The 17,125-nt window shown below is 68.7% G+C and carries 11 protein-coding genes and 1 pseudogene; 6 read left to right on the forward strand and 6 right to left on the reverse strand.

Annotation, left to right across the window (positions count from 1 at the left end; translation table 11 throughout):
* Positions 1-798, forward strand: a pseudogene (locus HXX10_RS24930) (hypothetical protein); the annotation flags it as partial.
* Between the two features lie 429 nt (positions 799-1,227).
* Positions 1,228-3,222 carry an alpha-amylase family glycosyl hydrolase gene (locus tag HXX10_RS24935; RefSeq protein ID WP_296525990.1) on the forward strand — a complete coding sequence of 665 codons (1,995 nt, stop codon included), beginning with the start codon at positions 1,228-1,230 and terminating at the stop codon, positions 3,220-3,222.
* Positions 3,223-3,343: 121 nt separating this feature from the next.
* Here the strand turns inward: HXX10_RS24935 and HXX10_RS24940 are convergent, their stop codons facing one another.
* Positions 3,344-3,742 carry a hypothetical protein gene (locus HXX10_RS24940; RefSeq protein ID WP_296525991.1) on the reverse strand — a complete coding sequence of 133 codons (399 nt, stop codon included), beginning with the start codon at positions 3,740-3,742 and terminating at the stop codon, positions 3,344-3,346.
* 492 nt (positions 3,743-4,234) lie between these two features.
* Here HXX10_RS24940 and HXX10_RS24945 point away from each other — a divergent pair, with 492 nt between their 5' ends.
* Positions 4,235-4,531, forward strand: coding sequence for a hypothetical protein (locus HXX10_RS24945; RefSeq protein WP_296525992.1), 297 nt, complete (start codon positions 4,235-4,237; stop codon positions 4,529-4,531).
* A gap of 295 nt (positions 4,532-4,826) precedes the next feature.
* Here the strand turns inward: HXX10_RS24945 and HXX10_RS24950 are convergent, their stop codons facing one another.
* The 4 genes from HXX10_RS24950 to HXX10_RS24965 form a co-directional block, all read right to left on the reverse strand.
* Complete coding sequence (locus HXX10_RS24950) at positions 4,827-5,537, reverse strand: antibiotic biosynthesis monooxygenase (protein WP_296525993.1); 711 nt, start codon at positions 5,535-5,537, stop codon at positions 4,827-4,829.
* 158 nt (positions 5,538-5,695) lie between these two features.
* Entirely contained in the window at positions 5,696-6,607 is a 912-nt protein-coding gene (locus HXX10_RS24955; protein WP_296525994.1) for an alpha/beta fold hydrolase, read from the reverse strand.
* A 123-nt stretch (positions 6,608-6,730) separates the two neighbouring features.
* Positions 6,731-9,889, reverse strand: a complete 3,159-nt coding sequence (locus tag HXX10_RS24960) for an ATP-binding protein (RefSeq protein WP_296525995.1) — start codon at positions 9,887-9,889, stop codon at positions 6,731-6,733.
* A gap of 509 nt (positions 9,890-10,398) precedes the next feature.
* Positions 10,399-11,583, reverse strand: coding sequence for an aminotransferase class I/II-fold pyridoxal phosphate-dependent enzyme (locus tag HXX10_RS24965; protein WP_296525996.1), 1,185 nt, complete (start codon positions 11,581-11,583; stop codon positions 10,399-10,401).
* A 189-nt stretch (positions 11,584-11,772) separates the two neighbouring features.
* On the opposite strand from HXX10_RS24965, the gene HXX10_RS24970 reads away from it, so the two are divergent.
* A complete protein-coding gene (locus HXX10_RS24970; protein WP_296525997.1) occupies positions 11,773-13,194 on the forward strand; it encodes a M48 family metalloprotease in 1,422 nt (473 codons plus the stop codon).
* A 20-nt stretch (positions 13,195-13,214) separates the two neighbouring features.
* Positions 13,215-13,985 carry a DsbA family protein gene (locus HXX10_RS24975; RefSeq protein ID WP_296525998.1) on the forward strand — a complete coding sequence of 257 codons (771 nt, stop codon included), beginning with the start codon at positions 13,215-13,217 and terminating at the stop codon, positions 13,983-13,985.
* Positions 13,986-14,151: 166 nt separating this feature from the next.
* On the opposite strand, the gene HXX10_RS24980 is transcribed toward HXX10_RS24975, so the two are convergent.
* Complete coding sequence (locus tag HXX10_RS24980) at positions 14,152-15,471, reverse strand: UDP-glucose/GDP-mannose dehydrogenase family protein (RefSeq protein WP_296526000.1); 1,320 nt, start codon at positions 15,469-15,471, stop codon at positions 14,152-14,154.
* A gap of 266 nt (positions 15,472-15,737) precedes the next feature.
* Between HXX10_RS24980 and HXX10_RS24985 the strand changes: the two genes are divergently transcribed.
* Positions 15,738-16,784, forward strand: a complete 1,047-nt coding sequence (locus HXX10_RS24985) for a GGDEF domain-containing protein (RefSeq protein WP_296526002.1) — start codon at positions 15,738-15,740, stop codon at positions 16,782-16,784.
* Positions 16,785-17,125 lie beyond the last annotated feature (341 nt).

A 17,125-nucleotide genomic window follows, 5' to 3' on the forward strand; every position in this document is an offset into this window, starting at 1 on the left:
GGCGACGGCGAGCTCGGCGACAATGGCGACGGCGCACGGCGACGGCGACGGCGCGGCCGCCGCGGCGGTCGCCGCAATCGCCGGCAGGACGGCACGCCGGGCGCGCCCTACGGCAATCCCGACAATCGCTTCGACCTCTTGGAGCCGGAGGTCGCCGATGCCATCGCGGACTTCGGCGGCCCGCGGCTCGGCGAGGACATCGGAACCGGCGAGCAGCCGGATCTCGTCGACATGCCGGGCGACTACGATCGCCCGGCCCGGGTGACGGCCGAGGCGCCGCGCGAGACGCAGCAGCCTGATACGACGGCCGAGCTCGGCCCGGAGAACCTGCCGACGCCGGGCGTCGGCTTCGACGCGCCCGAGCGCCCGGTCGAGCCGCGCCGTGCCCGCAGCAGCCGCCGCCACGTCGAGGCTGCGCCGCCGCCGCCCGACTTCGGTCCGGTGGAGCCGCCCGAGCCCCTGCAGGCGCTCGCTCCGGAAACGCTCGAGCCCGCGGCCGAGCCGGTCCGCGCGTCCGCCCGCGTGGCTGCGCCGGAGGAGCCGGCGCCCGCGCCGGCCGAACCGCCGCGCCGCCGATCGACCGTGCGGGAGCCGGTGTCCTTCGTGCTGGAGCCGCGCAACGTGGCGAATGTCGGCGAGCCGCCGGCCCCGCCCGTGGCCGAAGCCCAGCCGGTTGCGGCCGAGCCGGCACCGTCTGCCGAACCGGCACCGGTGCCCCCGCCGCCGGCCGAGAGCGAGCCGGCCAAACCGCGCCGCACCGGCTGGTGGGCCCGCAAGCTGCTCGGTGACAAGGACTGACCGGGTCGCCGACGACGGCCTGAGCCATCGCATCCACGGAACCCCGCCGCGCTCCCCGGAGTGCGGCGGGGTTCCGCGTTGCAGGTGGTGCAACGCCCGTGACCCGGTCTCGATCGACGCCACGCGGCCACGTCGAGCGATCCGACCGACGCCGGCTGATGCCGCGCTTCGGCCAACGGGCTTGTGATCTCGGCGCCGGGGCCCCGCGCTTGACAGGCTGCAATCTGAAAGAGAACCTGCTTCGAGCCACACGCGATCGTCCAAGGGCGAGATCGCGTTCGGAGCACGGTCGGACGCAAAACCGGACTCCGGTTTTGCTCGACGCGCTCCGATCGGCCGACGCCGGACGCACACGTCGGACCGCACACCGCGGCATCCGTCCGGCGAAGCAGTCGCCGGCACAGCGTTCTCGCCCCCGGGGGGACGGCCATGCACTCCAGACTCGTCGTGCGCGCGCTTTTGGCCACGGGCCTGATCGTCGTCGTGCTCATGGCCGGCATGGGCCGTGAGGCGGCGGCGTGGTCCCCGCTGGGGGCGAGCTACACGCAGCAAGCCACGACGTTCTCGGTCTGGTCACCGGACAGCGACGACGTGAAGCTCTTCCTCCAGGGCGAGCCGCAGCTCCGGCCGATGGCGCGCCGGCCCGACACCGACGCCTCCACCGACGTGTACAGCGTCACGATCCCGGGCGACCATCATCTCAAGACCTACAACTATCGGATCGGCGGCCGCACCGTGCGCGACCCGCTCGGCGTGATGGTCAAGCCGGCGACCGACGAGAGCGTCGTGGTCGACCTGTCGCGAACGGACCCGACCGGCGGCTGGGCCGCGGCGCCGCCGCTCGCGCAGCGCACCGACGCCATCGTGTACGAGGTCAATGTGCGCGATTTCACCGCCGATCCCTCCTCGGGCGTGTCGAGCGAGAAGCGCGGCAAGTTCCTCGGCATGGTCGAGCACGGAACCCGCGTCCAGGGCCGCGCGACCGGCATCGACCACCTGGTCGATCTCGGAATCACCCATGTGCAGATCATGCCGATCTTCGACTTTCGCGGCTGCTCGGCGCTGACCGCGCCCAATCCGCCCGACTGCTACAACTGGGGCTACGACCCGGAGAGCTTCAACGTCCCGGAGGAGATCTACTCGCAGTTTCCGAACGACCCGGTCGCCCGGATCCGCGAACTCAAGACGATGATCGACGAGCTCCACAAGTCCGGCATCAGGGTGATCGTGGACGTCGTCTACAATCATGTCCCGATCGGCCCGGACGGCCGCGACGACGGGCTCGGCAAGATCACCGACAGGTACTTCCTGCCGCGCGACATCTCGGGCGCCGGACGGTCGCTCGACGGTGGCGTCCCGATGGTGAGCCGGATGATCCGCGACTCGCTGGAGTTCTGGGTCCGCGAATACCGGGTCGACGGCTTCCGCTTCGATTTGATGGGCGTGTTCCGCTATCTCGACGTCGACGCCTGGGCGACCTATCTGAACACCAAGTACCCGGACCGCATGCTGCTGATCTACGGCGAGCCGTATTCCGCCAGCAGCGGAGCCGTCGTCGGCGCCCCGAGCGGCGACCTGACCGAGCGCGACCAGGTGCGGCAGGCCACCGTCGCCTTCATCGCCGGGAGCGGTGTCGGCGTGTTCAACACGTCCTATCGCGACGCCATTCGGGGCGGCGACCTGAACGGCGGCGGTACCGGCGGCTACATGTTCAACCAGGGCAACGTCGCGGACGAGATCCGGCCGGGCAGCCGCGGCAGCATCAGGTTCAGCAACAAGCCGTACCAGCCGCTCGACAATCTGTTCGACCGGATGTTCGCGGCACGTCCCGACCAAAGCATCAACTACATCGGCGTCCACGACAATCTGTGCCTGCGCGATCGTATCCTCGCCTGGGCCGGACAGCACGGCAGGGCCGGCGACGAGGGCTATCTGGCGCGCATCCAGGCCTTCGGCCAGGGCATCCTGCTGACCTCGCAGGGCATCCCGTTCATCGCCGAGGGCGACGAATTCCTCCGCACGAAGGGCGGCAACCCGAACAGCTTCGATGTCGAGGCCCCGAACATCATCAAATGGGACTTGCGGGTGACGCACGAGGACGTGTTCGATGTCGTCAAGAGCGCCATCGCACTGCGGCGGGCGCACAGCGCCCTCCGCCTGAGCAGTTGGGAGGCGGTCGACCGAACCGTCCAGACGACGGTGCCGCGCGGCGACGTGCTGGTCAATCACATCGCCGGGGCGGCGAGCGGCGATGCCTGGAGCGAGATCCTGGTGATCTACAATTCCGGCGGCAATCTCGACATCCCGCTTCCGCCGGGCAACTGGCGGGTCGCGATGGAGCAGTCGCGGGCGATCGATCAGGAACGGACCGTCACCGGCTCGGTGGTCGCCGAGGGCACCGCCGTCACGCTCCTGCATCGCTGAGGCGTGGCCACTCGCGGGCACTCGCGGGCTTCCGCACAGCAGGCCGACGCGTCGCGTCCGTAAAAATGCCGGCGGCGCCGTGCCGTGCACGACGCCGCCTTCTCGATACGACCGACGACCGTCAGTCCGTCCCCGTGACCGAAAAGTTCCGGGAGCGCAGGATGCGGTCGTAGCCGGCGAGCCCCTCGGCCACGCGGCCGGCCCGGCACGCCGCCCGCGCCTCGAACATCGCGAACGCAGCCTCGGCGAGACGGCCGGACGGCACGTCGCCGGCTTCGCCGTGCTGCTCGATCCAGGTGATGACGCGAAGCTCCTTGGCGGCGCATTCAGGCGCGATGGTGACGGCGCCTTCGGCCGGCCCGGCCACCCCGTCGGCCGACAGCACACAGAGGCTGCCGGCCCCGCAGCCGCCCAGGCCCGTCGTGCCCGTGTTGTCCCGCGCCGATGCCATGGTCAGCATGGCCGAACCGGCGAGCAGCAGCGTGCCGGCGAGCGCGAGCGTCGTTCGAGAAAACCGCATGACGTTCTCCATGTCGTTTCGACGAGCCGCCCGGACGCGCCGCGCCGCTGGTGCCCCAGCGCATCGTTCGAGCGAACGATGGTTGCGTCGTGTGTCCCGGGGCTCCGGGGGGTTACGGCCACGATCGGCCGACCATCGCGATCGCGGGATGCTTGGTGCACGCCCTGCTTGCGACCGTCCCGAGGTTCTAGAGGTGCACCACGGATTCCTATGTGAAGCAGATCACACCGCAGCGAAGGCTTCGACACTCGGCCATGTCGTTCGGACGCCTGCCGTGACAAGCGGCGAGGCGACGCCGCAGTCTTCATCGACCTTTGAAAAGTCTTCTCGCCCTGCCCCGACTATGCCTCGTATCTGTCTGAATATTCATAAATAATTCCAGACCGCCAGACGAACCAAAGCCGCGGCCGGCGCACCGAATCGTCGAAGCCCCGATCAACCGCGAGATGCGGACCGCGACGGGCCCAAACTTCGGAGAACGAGGAGCGTGTCATGACCATCCTGAAGACCATCATGATCGCCGGCGTCCTGCTGACGACCACGGCCGCCGCGATGGCCGGCCCGATCGACGACCGGCAGAACCGCCAGTCGCAGCGCATCGTGCAGGGGGTGCAGAGCGGTCAGCTCACCTTCGGCGAGACCGTGCAGCTCGTGCAGGCCCAGCAGCGCATCCAGGCGATGAAGATGCAGGCGCGGGCCGACGGCTTCGTCGATCCGTGGGAGCGCGCCCGCATTCGGGCCGCCCAGGACTGGCAGTCGCTGAACATCTACGTGAAGAAGCACAACTGATACGAAATCCGGGTGATCAGCTCGGATCCGAGACAACAGAGGTCAGCGCTCGGAGCTTCCCCCCACCCCTGACCCCTCCCCGCCGCTTCGCGGGGGGAGGGGAACCGCGGCGCTTCGCCTCCCCTCCCCCGGCGAGCGAAGCTCGTGGTGGGGCGCGCCCTTGCGCGCCAAAGGGGTCGGGGGTGGGGGGCAGCAGCCGAACTGATCAGCCGGAACGCGTATGACGCGGCACGAACCCGACACCGCGGGCGCCGGCACCGCCGCGAACGCTGCGGTGCCGGCTGAGCCCGTCGTCTCACTTCACGGCGCGATAGAGCCGCTCGTCGTAGAGGCTGCCGCTCTTCGGCAGCAGGTCCTGACGGAACGTCTTGGTCGCCGGCGCGACCGCGTGGCCCTTCCAGGCCTTCGGGTCGGCCCACACCTCGACCAGCGTGAAGTGGTTCGGCCGGCTCGCCTGGGTCAGGCCGTCGAAGCGCAGATTGCCGGCGGCGCCACGGCTCGCGCCGGCCAGCGCCGTCACCATCGCCTCGCCCTGCTCGCGCGCCGTCGGGATGAAATCGACATGCGTCACCGCGACCAGCGCACCCGCTGCCGCCGGCTTCGCCTCGCCGACCGCGAGCGGCCGATGCGGCCGCTCGTCGAACGGCGCGGTCGCGATGGCGGCGAGCTTCTGGCGCAACGCAGTGACATCCGCCATCGCCGCATGCGCCTCGCGGGCGGCGTTGTCGGCCCAGCGCTCCAGCAGGGCGAAATGATGCGGATGGGTGGTGCGCTGCAGGGCCGTGACGCCGACCACGCCCGGGTGCTTCAGCGCGGCGGCGCGCAGGCCCTTCACCAGCGCCAACCCCTCGGCCGCCTTGTCGGGCGCGACCTCGATATAGCTGACCACGTACTCGCCCGTGACGGGCGGCGGCGCCGCCGGCGCCGGGGCCGTCTGGGCGCCGGCCGGCAGCGCCGCGAGCCCGGTCAGGGCCGCGGCGATCAGAATCTTGCGGACAAACGACATGCATCCTCCGTGTGGGGTTTTGGGCGGCCCGCCGGAACGGCCGGCCGCTTCCTCTGCCCGGCGCCGTTGGGTGGCGCCGGTTCCTTGTTCGGTAACGGACAGAGGCTGCCCTGCGGCGCCCGCGCGCGCAAGCGGTCAGGCCGCCCGCGGCGGTCCGCTCAGCCGCTCTCCCGGCCCGGCTCGCGGCAAGTCCCGGCCAGAAACGCCACCAGCGTGCCCGTGTGGGGGCTGAGCGCATCGCGCAGATCGTGGTCGCCGTCGACCGGAAGGAGGATCACGCCGGGGGCGGCGGCGGCGAGCCGCTCGGCGTCGGAGAACGGCACCGTCGTATCCTGGCGCCCATGCACCAGCAGCACCGGACACTCGGCACGCATGATGGTGGCGAGCGGGGCGATGTCGTCGAACGACGCCCCGATCACGTGCTCGACATGGCGCAGCACGTACCAGCCGATCAGCGGATACGGCACGTGCTTCTCGGCCATCCAGCCCCGCATGATCTCACGTGGATGCGCGAAGGCCGACAGGCTCACCACGGCGCGCACGTCGTGACGGCGCGACGCGTGCAGGAGGGCCGCGGCGGCGCCGACCGAATGGCCGATCAGCCCGACCCTGTCCGCGGCGATGCCGGACTGCGCCCGCAGGAAGCCGAGGCCGGCCGCGATGTCCTCGGCGAAGCGCGGCATCGAGGCAAAATCCTCGTCGTCGCTGCGGCCGTGGCAGCGCGCATCGAGCAGCAGAACCGCGAAGCCGGCCTCGCGCAGCGGCGCCACCACGGGCAGCATCATGGCGGCGTTCGAGCCCCAGCCGTGCATCACCAGCACGGCCGGCAGCGGCCGCGCCACCGCCTCGTCCGGCGTCACCAGCCAAGCGAACAGCCTCTTGCCGCGCATGCCGTCGATCGCAACCTCGCGCACGCTGTCGGCGGGCAGGCCGAGATCGAGCGGCCCCTGCGCATGCAGCACGCGCGGCGCCCGCAGGGCGCGGAGCATCGCCTGATGGGCCAGCCAGCGCAGGCCCCACAGGCCCGCTGCGGCGGCAACCGCCGCCAGCATGATCGTCTTGGACAGCACGACGACCTGCCCCCTCCCGAACCAGCCACGTGCAGGAGCCTTAGCAAAGTCCGGGCCGGCGCGAGAAGACGCCGGTCCGGCGAATGCCGCGGGTCGGGTGTGCGGCACCGATTCGGACGAGGACTACGGCTTGGCGGTTCCCGCGCTGTCCGGGGCGTCGGCCGGCGATCGAGGGCGGAAGAAGCTGGCCGCGCTCGGTGCCGTGCCCGGCGCGCCGGCCCCGGCTTTCGCGTAACGGCACGTCGAGGCGGCCACGATCGCGCGCTCGGTCGCGGCTTCGAGATCAGCGGTTCGAACCAGCCCCACCCCGCTTCGGAGCCGCGATTCGAGACCGCGACAAATGGCACTCAGCTCCTTGAAGCCGAGTTGGCCGGCAGCGGCCGCGAGCTGGTGCGCAAGGGCGATCGTCTCCTCCTGGGCGTCGGATCGATCGTGCAGCAGGGGGACCCGTCGTGCCTCGCACCGCAGCAACTCGAGAAAATCACCAATTCGATCGTGCCCGAGGACGCCGGCCAGCTCATCGAGGACGGACTCGTCGAGCACCGGCTCGTCGATCACGGTCGTTTGCTCGACGCATATGGCGCCCCGAAGCGTGGGCACGGAGCGTCTGGAGGCCAACCGGTCGACCACCCGAAAGAGCAGGGGCCAGTCGATGGGCTTGCAGAGATAGTCGTCCATGCCACCCTTGAGACAGCGTTCGCGATCTTCCGCCATCGCACCGGCGGTGAGGGCGACGATCGGCGTCGGCGCCCTGCCCGCCGTCCGCTCGATCTTGTGGATGAGGGCCGTGGCGGCGCAACCGTCCAGCCCAGGCATCGCGACATCCATCAGCACGACGTCGAAGGTCCCCTGCCGGAACGCGGCCACGGCGGCTGTTCCGTCGGGTACGGCAGTCACGACGTACCCCCTTTGCTCGAGGAGGGTGCGGATGATCTCCCGGTTGGTCTGGTTGTCCTCCGCGAGGAGAATTCGCCACGACGTTTCGGTGCCTTCGGCCGGATGCGCCTCGGCGTCTCGAGCCGACAGGGGATCCGCGACCGCGAGCGGCAGCTCGAACCAGAACACGGCGCCTCGGCCGGGATGGGTGTCGACCCCGATCGCGCCGTCCATGAGGCCGACCAGCCGCTTGCTGATCGACAGACCGAGACCGGTGCCGCCGAAGCGGCGCGCCGTCGATCGGTCGCCCTGCTGAAACCGCTGGAACAGCGTCGGGACGACGTCGGGCGCGATCCCCGGACCGGTGTCGATCACCTCGACGCGCAGCCGATCCGCGGTCCAGGCCAGGCGGATCGTGATGCTCCCCGCGACGGTGAATCTGCAGGCGTTCGAGAGGAGGTTCAGGAGAACCTGACGAATGCGGGCCGGGTCGCCCATGCCGCAAACGGGGACGTCGGGCGCAATGTCCACCACGATCGTCACGCCCGGCTTGACCGACTCGCACCCGACGAGACGACATCCTTCGACCAGATCACGGACCAGAAACGGAATTCGCTCTATCTTCAGTTGCTCCGCCTCGATCTTCGAAAGATCGAGGATGTCGTTCACGATCGACATCAGCGAGCGTCCGGCCTCGCAGGACAAGCGGATCAGATGGCGCTGCCGATCGTCGAAGCCGGGTTCGCTCTGCAGGAGCTCCTGGACACCGAGCATCCCGGTGAGCGGCGTTCGAAGCTCGTGACTCATGGTGGCGAGAAACTCGGCGCTGTGGCGCGCCGCCGCTTCCGCCGCCATCTTCGCATCGGCCAGGGCTTCCTGCTCGCGGTGCCGCTCGGTGATGTCGCGGATGCTGGCGATGAGTCCGGCGAGTTCGCCGGACGACGACCGGTATCCCCGGAAATGTGATTCCACCCAGACCCAATGGCCTTTCCGGTGAAGCAGCCGGAATCTCGCCAGCCCCTTGTCGCGCTCGCCGCGTGCGACAGTGTCGACCGTCTCTATCAACAGGCCGACATCGTCGGGATGGATGAACTCCAGCGGGGCGGATTTGACCATCTCTTCGGGTGAGCGCCCCAGAAGTTGCCGGCTGGCGGGCGACACGTATTCGCGCCGGAATCCGAGTGAGGTCTGGACGATCATGTCGGATGCGTTGTCGGCGAGCAGGCGGTACCGCGATTCGCTTTCGCGCAGCTTCCGTTCGGTCGCCCGAAGCTGTCGCTCGCGCTCGGCGAGCCGCTCGCACGCATCGTCGAGCGCATGCCCCACCAGGGCGAGATCGCCGGCCGACGAGGGGATTGCGGCGCGGGCCGAGAAGTCGCCGCGTCCGAGCTGGGCAGCCACCGCCGTCAGTCGCTCGATCCAGCGCAACAGCAGCAGCTTTCCGCCGACGAACGCGAGGAGCGCCGCGGCGACCAGCAGGACGGCGGCTTGCCACAGGCTGCGGACGAGCGCGGTTCGTGCGTAGGCGAGAACCGAATCCTGCGTGAAGCCGACGAAAATCTTGGCGTCGGACTTGGCGATCGTGGTGAACGCCCCGAACCGTGCCACCCCGTCGGGTCCCGGCCCCGCGTATCGGCCCTCGCCGCCGTGAACAATCGCTTTGTAGAAGTCGGTTTCGGCGATGCTGTAGCCGGCGAACGTCTCTTCCGCGTCGGGCACCCGCGAGAGCACCGTGCCGGCCCGATCGATCAGAAGAGTGGACGTCTCGCCATCGTGACCGACGTGCTCGATCAGGGCGCTCAGCACAGCCAGGTCCATGCTGGTGCCGATGACGCCGATGGGCTCGCCGGTCGTGGCGTTCCGAACCGCACGCGAGACCGTGAATCCCGGCCGGTGGACGTTGCGAAGAACCAGGAAGTCGCTGACGACCACGTCCCCGGAGAACAGGGCCTGCCGGACGTAGAGGCGGTCCGTCAGGTCGATACCGACGAAGTCGGGGTTGTTGGCGCACGTGACCACGCCGGTCGAATCGGTGACGAACATGTCGAGCGGCTGACGTTGTTGCGTCGCCGCTCGGTTCAGCAGATGCTCGCAGGCGGCCGGGTCGGAGTTGGCGACGAACGGCACCTCCGACAACAGCTCGATGAGCGAAGAGGCCTGCTGGTAAAGCTCGCCGATTTCCCGCGCTCCGGCTCGCGCCAGGGTGAGGCTGCGATCAAAGGCGCTGTTGGTTTCGCGGCGCTGATACTGCGAGAGATCATAGGTGCGGAAGCCGACGATCGGCAGCATCGCGATCGCAATCAGCGCGAACAAACGGATACGCGTGCCGTATTTCACCAGGAAGTCGCGCCGCCGGATCGCCGCGGCGGTCGTGCTGTTGTACCGCAACCACAGCGAAGCCCACATCGCGCCCGCCCTCGTTGCACTCATATTGCGCATGCAATTTTAAGCAGAATTCCGATTCACGCGAACCGCGCACAATGAGACTATTCGGCAAATAATCTCGGCATTGTCCATAAGTAGTATTATGGTCTCCTGCGCCACTATTCGATTGATTTCACAATTCAAAAATGAAGTGAATTCTTTCTTATTACTATGATCTAATATAATAGTCTGCGTTTATTAATCCAGCGCATCTGGACGATCGTTGCGGACCACAAAACAGCGGCGACAACACCGGCCTGCGGCGGTTCGAGCCCCAGCCGCGCGAAGCCGGACAGCCGCGGCCGCGAGCGGGCAAGCGCCCGTACCACGCGTCGATGCGCCGTGCGGGTTGCGACGGCCGCGGTTGTGGTGGCGTTCGCTCCCGGCCGAGCACGGCGGCTTCGCGTCGTCGTTCGGTGGAGTTGCCGGCAGCCCGCCGGAACCGCGGCCGTGTTCCCCGCAGCACGGCCACCCCGGCTCGAGGCTGGTTCCTACCCCATCCCCTTCAGCCACCGGCCGATGCGGTCGACCGCCTCGATCATGTCGGCTTCGGAGCGCGCATACGAGAAGCGCACGAAGTGATGGCCGGACACCGGATCGAAATCGAGGCCGGGCGTCACCGCGACACCGGCCTCCTCCAGCAGGGCGCGGGCGAAGGCGTGGCTGTCCGGCGTGAAGTCGGAGACGTCGGCGTAAAGATAGAAGGCGCCGTCGACCGGCAAAAAGCGCTCGATGCCGCAAGCCGGCAGGCCCTTGACCAGGATGTCGCGGTTCCTGGCATAGCCGGCCTTGACGGCCTCCATCTCGGCACGGCCGTCGAAGGCGGCTTGCGCCGCGACCTGCGACAGGGTCGGCACCGAGATGGCGAGGTTCTGGTGCAGACGCTCCATCGGGCGCACCAGGATCTCGGGGGCGATCATCCAGCCGACTCGCCAGCCCGTCATGCAGAAGTATTTCGAGAACGAGTTGATCACGACGGCGCGGCGCGACGCGGTCAGCGCCGTCGTCGCCGGAAAGGCGTAGTCGAGCCCGTGATAGATCTCGTCGGAGATGAAGGCGATGCCGGCGTCCTCGGCCGTGGCGACCAGCTCTGCGAGCGCCTCGGCCGTCATCATGGTGCCGGTCGGGTTGGCCGGGCTCGCCACCAGCACGGCCTTCAGCGGCTTCTCTCGGTGGGCGGCGAGCAGCGCCTCGGGAGTCAGCGCGAAGCGGGTGTCGGCACCGGTGCGGATCAGCACCGGCTCGCAGCCGAGCGCCGTCAGGATGTGGCGGTAGGGCGGATAGGCCGGGACCGACAGCGCCACCCGGTCGCCCGGCTCCAGCAGAGCCAGAAAGGCCAGCACGAAGGCGCCGGAGGAGCCGGTCGTCACCACCACGGTGGCCGGATCGACCGCCTCGCCATAGGCCTCCTCGTAGTGATGGGCGATGCGGCGGCGCAGGCTCGGGATGCCGAGGCTCTCGGTGTAGCCGAGCGCGGCGCCGCTGCCGCCAAGCGCCTCGCGGGCGGCGGCGAGCGCGGTCGCCGGCGCCGGGGCGGCCGGCTGCCCGACCTCCATGTGGATGACATGCCGGCCGGCCTGCTCGAGCCGGGCCGCGGCCGACATCACGTCCATCACCATGAAGGCGGGCACGTCGCTGCGTGCCGACGGCAGGCACAGGGCGCGGTCTCGGGTCATGGAAGCCTCGGAGAGAATGCGCGGGAGAGCTTGGATCGCTCCGCCCGGGACGGCCTTCGGGCTACGCCGACGCCGTGCTGTTGCCGCATTCTGCAGGTTGTTGGTTGCATCCGGGTCGCGTTGCGGCCCGTTGTCGACTGCCCGGTCGCCTGCGTAGTGTCGGCCGCGAGCGATCAAGCAACGGTTCGAATGAGCGCAGCGAGCGACCCTGTCAAGCGCCGCCTCACCCTGCGGGCGCCCCGCGCCGTCGCGGTCGCTGTGGCGTGTGCCGTGACGGCCGCGAGCTGGCCGGCGCCCGCGAACGCGCAAGGGCGCATGCCGCTGATCCGCGACTCCGAGATCGAGCAGCTCCTGCGCGACTACACGCGGCCGGTCCTCAAGGCCGCCAATCTCAGCCAGCAGAACATCAAGGTCATCATCATCAACGACCGGGCGTTCAACGCCTTCGTGATGGACGGCCGGCGCATCTTCGTGAATGCCGGCGCCCTGATGGATTCGCAGACCCCGAACCAGATCATCGGCGTGCTGGCGCACGAGACCGGACACATCGCCGGCGGGCATCTCAGCAAGCTGCGCACCGAGCTCGCCAATGCCGGCACGATGGCGATCATCGCGATTCTGCTCGGGCTCGGCGCGGTGGCGGCCGGCGCGCGCTCGAGCCAGGTCGGCGGCAATCCGGCGGCGGTCGCCATGGCGGCGCCGACCAGCATGATCCAGCGCTCGCTGCTCGCCTATCAGCGCCAGCACGAGGAGCAGGCGGACCGCGCCGGAGTCAAGTTCCTGACCGAGACGGGCCAGTCGGCCCGCGGCATGTACGAGACCTTCAAGCGATTCGCCGACCAGCAGCTCTTCGCCTCGCAGGGCGCCGACCCCTACATGCAGTCGCATCCGATGGCCTCGGAGCGCATCGCGGCGCTGTCAGAGATGGCGCGCACGCCCTTCTACGACCGCAAGGACTCGGCCGACCTGCAGCTCCGGCACGACATGATGCGGGCCAAGCTGCACGGCTTCATGGACCAGCCCGGCGTGGTGGCACGGCTCTATCCGCTGTCCGACCAGAGCCTGCCGGGCCGCTATGCCCGGGCGATCTCGACCTATCGCCACGGCGACGTGCGCCAGGCGATCACCCAGATCGACGCGCTGATCCAGATGCAGCCGAACAACCCCTATTTCTACGAGCTCAAGGGCCAGGTCCTGCTCGAATCGGGCCGGGCCGCCGAGGCGGTGCCGCCGCTGCGCCGCGCCGTCGCCGGCGCGCCGAACCCGCTGCTCATCCAGGTGCTGCTGGCCCAGGCCCTGATCGAGTCGAACGACCCGAAGGGGACCGACGACGCCATCACGTATCTGCGCCAGGCCACCCTGACCGATCCGGACATCGCCGACGGCTACGCCCAGCTCGCCAAGGCCTACGGTAAGAAGGGCGATCTCGCCCAGGCCGACCTCGCCGCCGCCCAGGCCGCGGTCGCCCGCGGCGACACAAGGACGGCCCGCCTGATCGCCGCCCGCGCCAAGTCGCGGTTTCCGGTCGGATCGCCCGGCTGGGTCAAGGCCGACGACATCGCCAGCTTCCGCCCGGGCGGAGCTCCCGCCGGTCAACGCCCCGGTCAATGACCCAAGAAGGATACCAACAGATGCCGTTCCGCCGCCCCCTGCACGCGCTCGCGATCGCCGCCGCCCTGCTCTCGGCGCTCGCCGTCCCGGCCGCCGCGCAGACATTCTCGGCCCCGCAGCGCGGCGAGATCGAGACCATCCTGCGTGAGTACCTGCTCAAGCATCCCGAGCTCCTCCAGGAGGTGCTCGCCGAGCTGGAGAAGAAGCAGGCCGTGGTCGAGGCCGAGAAGGCCAAGCTGGTCGTGCAGAGCCAAGCCGCGACGCTGTTCAACTCGCCCCGCCAGGTGGTGCTCGGCAATCCGCAGGGCGACGTCACCCTGGTCGAGTTCTTCGATTACAACTGCGGCTACTGCAAGCGGGCGCTGACCGACCTGCAGGATCTGCTGCAGTCCGATCCGAAGCTCAAGGTGGTGCTCAAGGAGTTCCCGGTGCTGGGCGAGGGATCGGTCGAGGCGGCGCGGGTCGCCGCCGCGGCGCGCATGCAGGACAAGACCGGCAAGAAGTATTTCGACTTCCACCAGCGGCTCATGACCGGTCGCGGCCAGGCCGACAAGGCCAAGGCGCTCGCCGCCGCCAAGGACGCGGGTTTCGACGTCGCCCGCATCGAGCGCGACATGGGCGGCGAGGAGGTGCGAGCGAGCCTCGAGGAGAGCCTGCGGCTCGCCGAGGCGCTCGGCCTCAACGGCACGCCGAGCTATGTGGTCGGCTCCGATGTGGTGATCGGCGCGGTCGGCCGCGACGCCCTCAAGCAGAAGATCAACGCCGCCCGCTGCGGCCAGACGAGCTGCTGAGGCGGAGCTGAACAAGCCTGAACTCTCTGGTTCATTCCGGGGCGCACCGAAGGTGCGAACCCGGAATCCAGCGGAACGCTCCGTGATCTCGGTTGGATTCCGGGTTCGCCGCTACGCGGCGCCCCGGAATGACGCCGGACGGACCCGCTCCAAGACCCGAGCGCCCTCACCCCCGGAACGGCGCCCGTCCGATGCTGGAATAGACGAAGCCGGCGCGGGCCATCTCGTCGGGCCGGTAGACGTTGCGCAGGTCGACCACCACGGGCTGGCGCATCGCCGCCTTGAGGCGATCGAGATCGAGGGCGCGGAACTGCTCCCACTCGGTGACGATGACCAGCGCGTCGGCGCCCTCGGCGCACTCGTAGGCGTTGCCGCAGAACGTCACCAGCCCGTCGAGATCGCGCTTGGCCTGCTCCATGCCGGCAGGATCGTAGGCACGGACCTTGGCGCCCATGTCGTCGAAGGCGGTGATCAGCGGGATCGACGGCGCGTCGCGCATGTCGTCGGTGTTGGGCTTGAAGGTCAGGCCGAGCACCGCGATGGTCTTGTCGCGCACGCTGCCGCCGAGCGCACCGGCGACTTTTCTGGCCATGGCGCGCTTCCTCTGGTCGTTCACGGCCACCACGGTCTCGACGATGCGCAGCGGCGCCTCGTGATCCTGCGCCGTCTTGATCAGCGCCAGCGTGTCCTTCGGAAAGCACGACCCGCCATAACCCGGCCCTGCGTGAAGGAACTTGCCGCCGATGCGGTTGTCGAGGCCGATGCCGCGCGCCACCTCCTGCACGTCGCCGCCGACCTTCTCGCACAGATCCGCAAGCTCGTTGATGAAGGTGATCTTGGTGGCCAGGAAGGCGTTCGCCGCGTACTTGATCAGCTCGGCGGTGCCGCGCGCCGTGAACAGCAGCGGCGCCTGGTTGAGATAGAGCGGCCGGTAAATCTCGGTCATCACCTGCTTGGCGCGCTCGTCGACGGTGCCGATGACGATGCGGTCGGGATGCTTGAAGTCGCGGATCGCCGCGCCCTCGCGCAGGAACTCGGGATTCGACACCACCGCGACATCGGCCTCCAGCCGGGTCTCGCGGATGATGCGCTCGACCTCGTCGCCAGTGCCGACCGGAACGGTCGACTTGGTCACCACCACGGTGAAGCCAGACACCGCAGCAGCGATCTCGCGCGCCGAGGCGTAGACATAGCTCAGATCGGCATGGCCGTCGCCGCGCCGGGATGGGGTCCCGACCGCGATGAAGACCGCATCGGCCTCGGCGACCGGACCGGCGAGCTCGGTGGTGAAGTCGAGCCGCTTCTCGCGCACGTTCGTCTCGACGAGGCGATCGAGTCCCGGCTCGTAGATCGGCACCTCGCCGGCCCGCAGGGCGGCGATCTTGCCCGCATCCTTGTCGACGCAGGTCACCGTGTGACCGAAGTCGGCGAAGCACGCGCCGGAAACTAGCCCGACATAGCCGGTACCGATCATTGCCACACGCATGTACTAAGCCTTTCGGTCGATCGGATGTCTGGTCGGGGGCGCCGCCGCTCATAACAAAGGCGGACGGGCCGAACAAGCGAGCCGCCGGGAGCGGCCGGCGGACGGGGTCGGCAGGCACAAACCTCTGGCGATGGTACCCGGGCATGGTATTAAGAGGTCGTAAACCATGACGCGCCACATTATCGGCGATCACCGCTCGCGGTGACGGCTCTCCGGCGCGGGCGTTTGTACGCCGATCCGATTTGAAACCGAGCTGCTGCTGTCCCATGTCGTACTCGACCGCCACCGACGATTCCGCGACGGCCTTCACGATCGCCCTCAAGGCGCTCGACCACATCCGGGGGCTCGGGCAGATCCCGGATCCGCCGACCTTCGAGGTCTGGTTCACCTATTTCACCGGCCACAACGGTAACCTCAACCGCGATCTCGACGGCACCGACCGGGAGAGCCTGTCGCGCGCCCGCGTGCAGGCCATCCACAGCCGGCACTTCTCGGACGAGCCCCATTTCGGCCAGCTCCTGTCGGTCGGGCAGTCGCTCGGCAACGAGACCAAGAAAGTCCAGCAGGTGATCGCGGTGGCGAACGGCTCGGCGGTCGATTACGGCATCGACCTGCAGAGCGCGGCCCAGATGCTCGGCGAGGCACGCTCCGACCTGTCCGTCTCCAGCCTCGTCCAGTCGCTGGTCCGCTCCACCGACGCGATCCAGCAGACCAACGCGCTTCTGCAGGCGCAGCTCAAGCAGTCCGAGGACCAGTTCCGCCTGCTGCAGGAGAACATGGAGACGCTGCGGATCGAGAGCATGACGGATCCGCTCACCAGGCTCGCCAACCGGAAGTATTTCGACTTCTCTCTGGCGCAGGCCGCCGGCAAGGCCGAGGACGAGGAGGAGCCGCAGCCACTGTCCCTCGCCATGGTCGATGTCGACCGGTTCAAACGGTTCAACGACGAGTTCGGGCACACCACCGGCGACGACGTGCTGCGGCTGGTCGCCTTCACGCTCAAGAACAATGTCCGCTCCTGCGATCTCGTGGCCCGCTACGGCGGCGACGAGTTCGCGGTTCTGCTGCCGAACGCCGGCCTCGCGGAGGCATTGGCGATCGGCGACCAGATCCGCCGCGCCGTCGCCGAGCGGCCGCTGCTGCGCCGCGCCACCAAGGAGAATCTCGGCCACGTCACCCTGTCGATCGGGGTGGCGGCGCGAATGCCGAGAGAATCCTCCGAGTCCCTGGTCGAGCGGGCCGACCGGCATCTCTACGATGCCAAGGCGAACGGGCGAAACTGCCTGGTCGGGGCGCCCGTCGGCACCGACTGATCCTGTTTGCACCGTTCGTCCGGGATCACGTTCACGTCAACGCCGGACGCGCCGTTTCGGCGGGCCACGCGCGCGACGCCGACCAATTCGTATCTGGATCAACGAGATTCGCGTCCCGGCCGCAGCCCGGCTCATCAGGCCGCAACATTAGACATTTTTTTGCCGTAATATCGCCTGCCGTAGGTCGCAATCATTATTAACGAGTGAACGGCCGACCGCGACAATTAACCATCCGTCATTAACGAACTCTTCAGGAAACGATTGAGCGCGCCGGTCACTAGCCCATATGACGGTAGGTAACGCTGAAGAAGAAATCCGACAGCGGAAGTGGAGGCAACCCC

The sequence above is a fragment of the Rhodoplanes sp. genome (assembly GCF_013377085.1).
Taxonomy (GTDB): domain Bacteria; phylum Pseudomonadota; class Alphaproteobacteria; order Rhizobiales; family Xanthobacteraceae; genus Rhodoplanes.

Bases quoted from the DNA above. Each gene is read 5' to 3' on its own strand.
- HXX10_RS24960 (WP_296525995.1), bottom strand. From the start codon at position 9,889: ATGTGGGCTTCGCTGTGGTTGCGGTACAACAGCACGACCGCCGCGGCG.
- HXX10_RS24970 (WP_296525997.1), top strand. From the start codon at position 11,773: ATGAGCGCAGCGAGCGACCCTGTCAAGCGCCGCCTCACCCTGCGGGCG.
- HXX10_RS24980 (WP_296526000.1), bottom strand. From the start codon at position 15,471: ATGCGTGTGGCAATGATCGGTACCGGCTATGTCGGGCTAGTTTCCGGC.
- HXX10_RS24945 (WP_296525992.1), top strand. From the start codon at position 4,235: ATGACCATCCTGAAGACCATCATGATCGCCGGCGTCCTGCTGACGACC.
- HXX10_RS24985 (WP_296526002.1), top strand. From the start codon at position 15,738: ATGTCGTACTCGACCGCCACCGACGATTCCGCGACGGCCTTCACGATC.
- HXX10_RS24975 (WP_296525998.1), top strand. From the start codon at position 13,215: ATGCCGTTCCGCCGCCCCCTGCACGCGCTCGCGATCGCCGCCGCCCTG.
- HXX10_RS24940 (WP_296525991.1), bottom strand. From the start codon at position 3,742: ATGCGGTTTTCTCGAACGACGCTCGCGCTCGCCGGCACGCTGCTGCTC.
- HXX10_RS24965 (WP_296525996.1), bottom strand. From the start codon at position 11,583: ATGACCCGAGACCGCGCCCTGTGCCTGCCGTCGGCACGCAGCGACGTG.
- HXX10_RS24935 (WP_296525990.1), top strand. From the start codon at position 1,228: ATGCACTCCAGACTCGTCGTGCGCGCGCTTTTGGCCACGGGCCTGATC.
- HXX10_RS24950 (WP_296525993.1), bottom strand. From the start codon at position 5,537: ATGTCGTTTGTCCGCAAGATTCTGATCGCCGCGGCCCTGACCGGGCTC.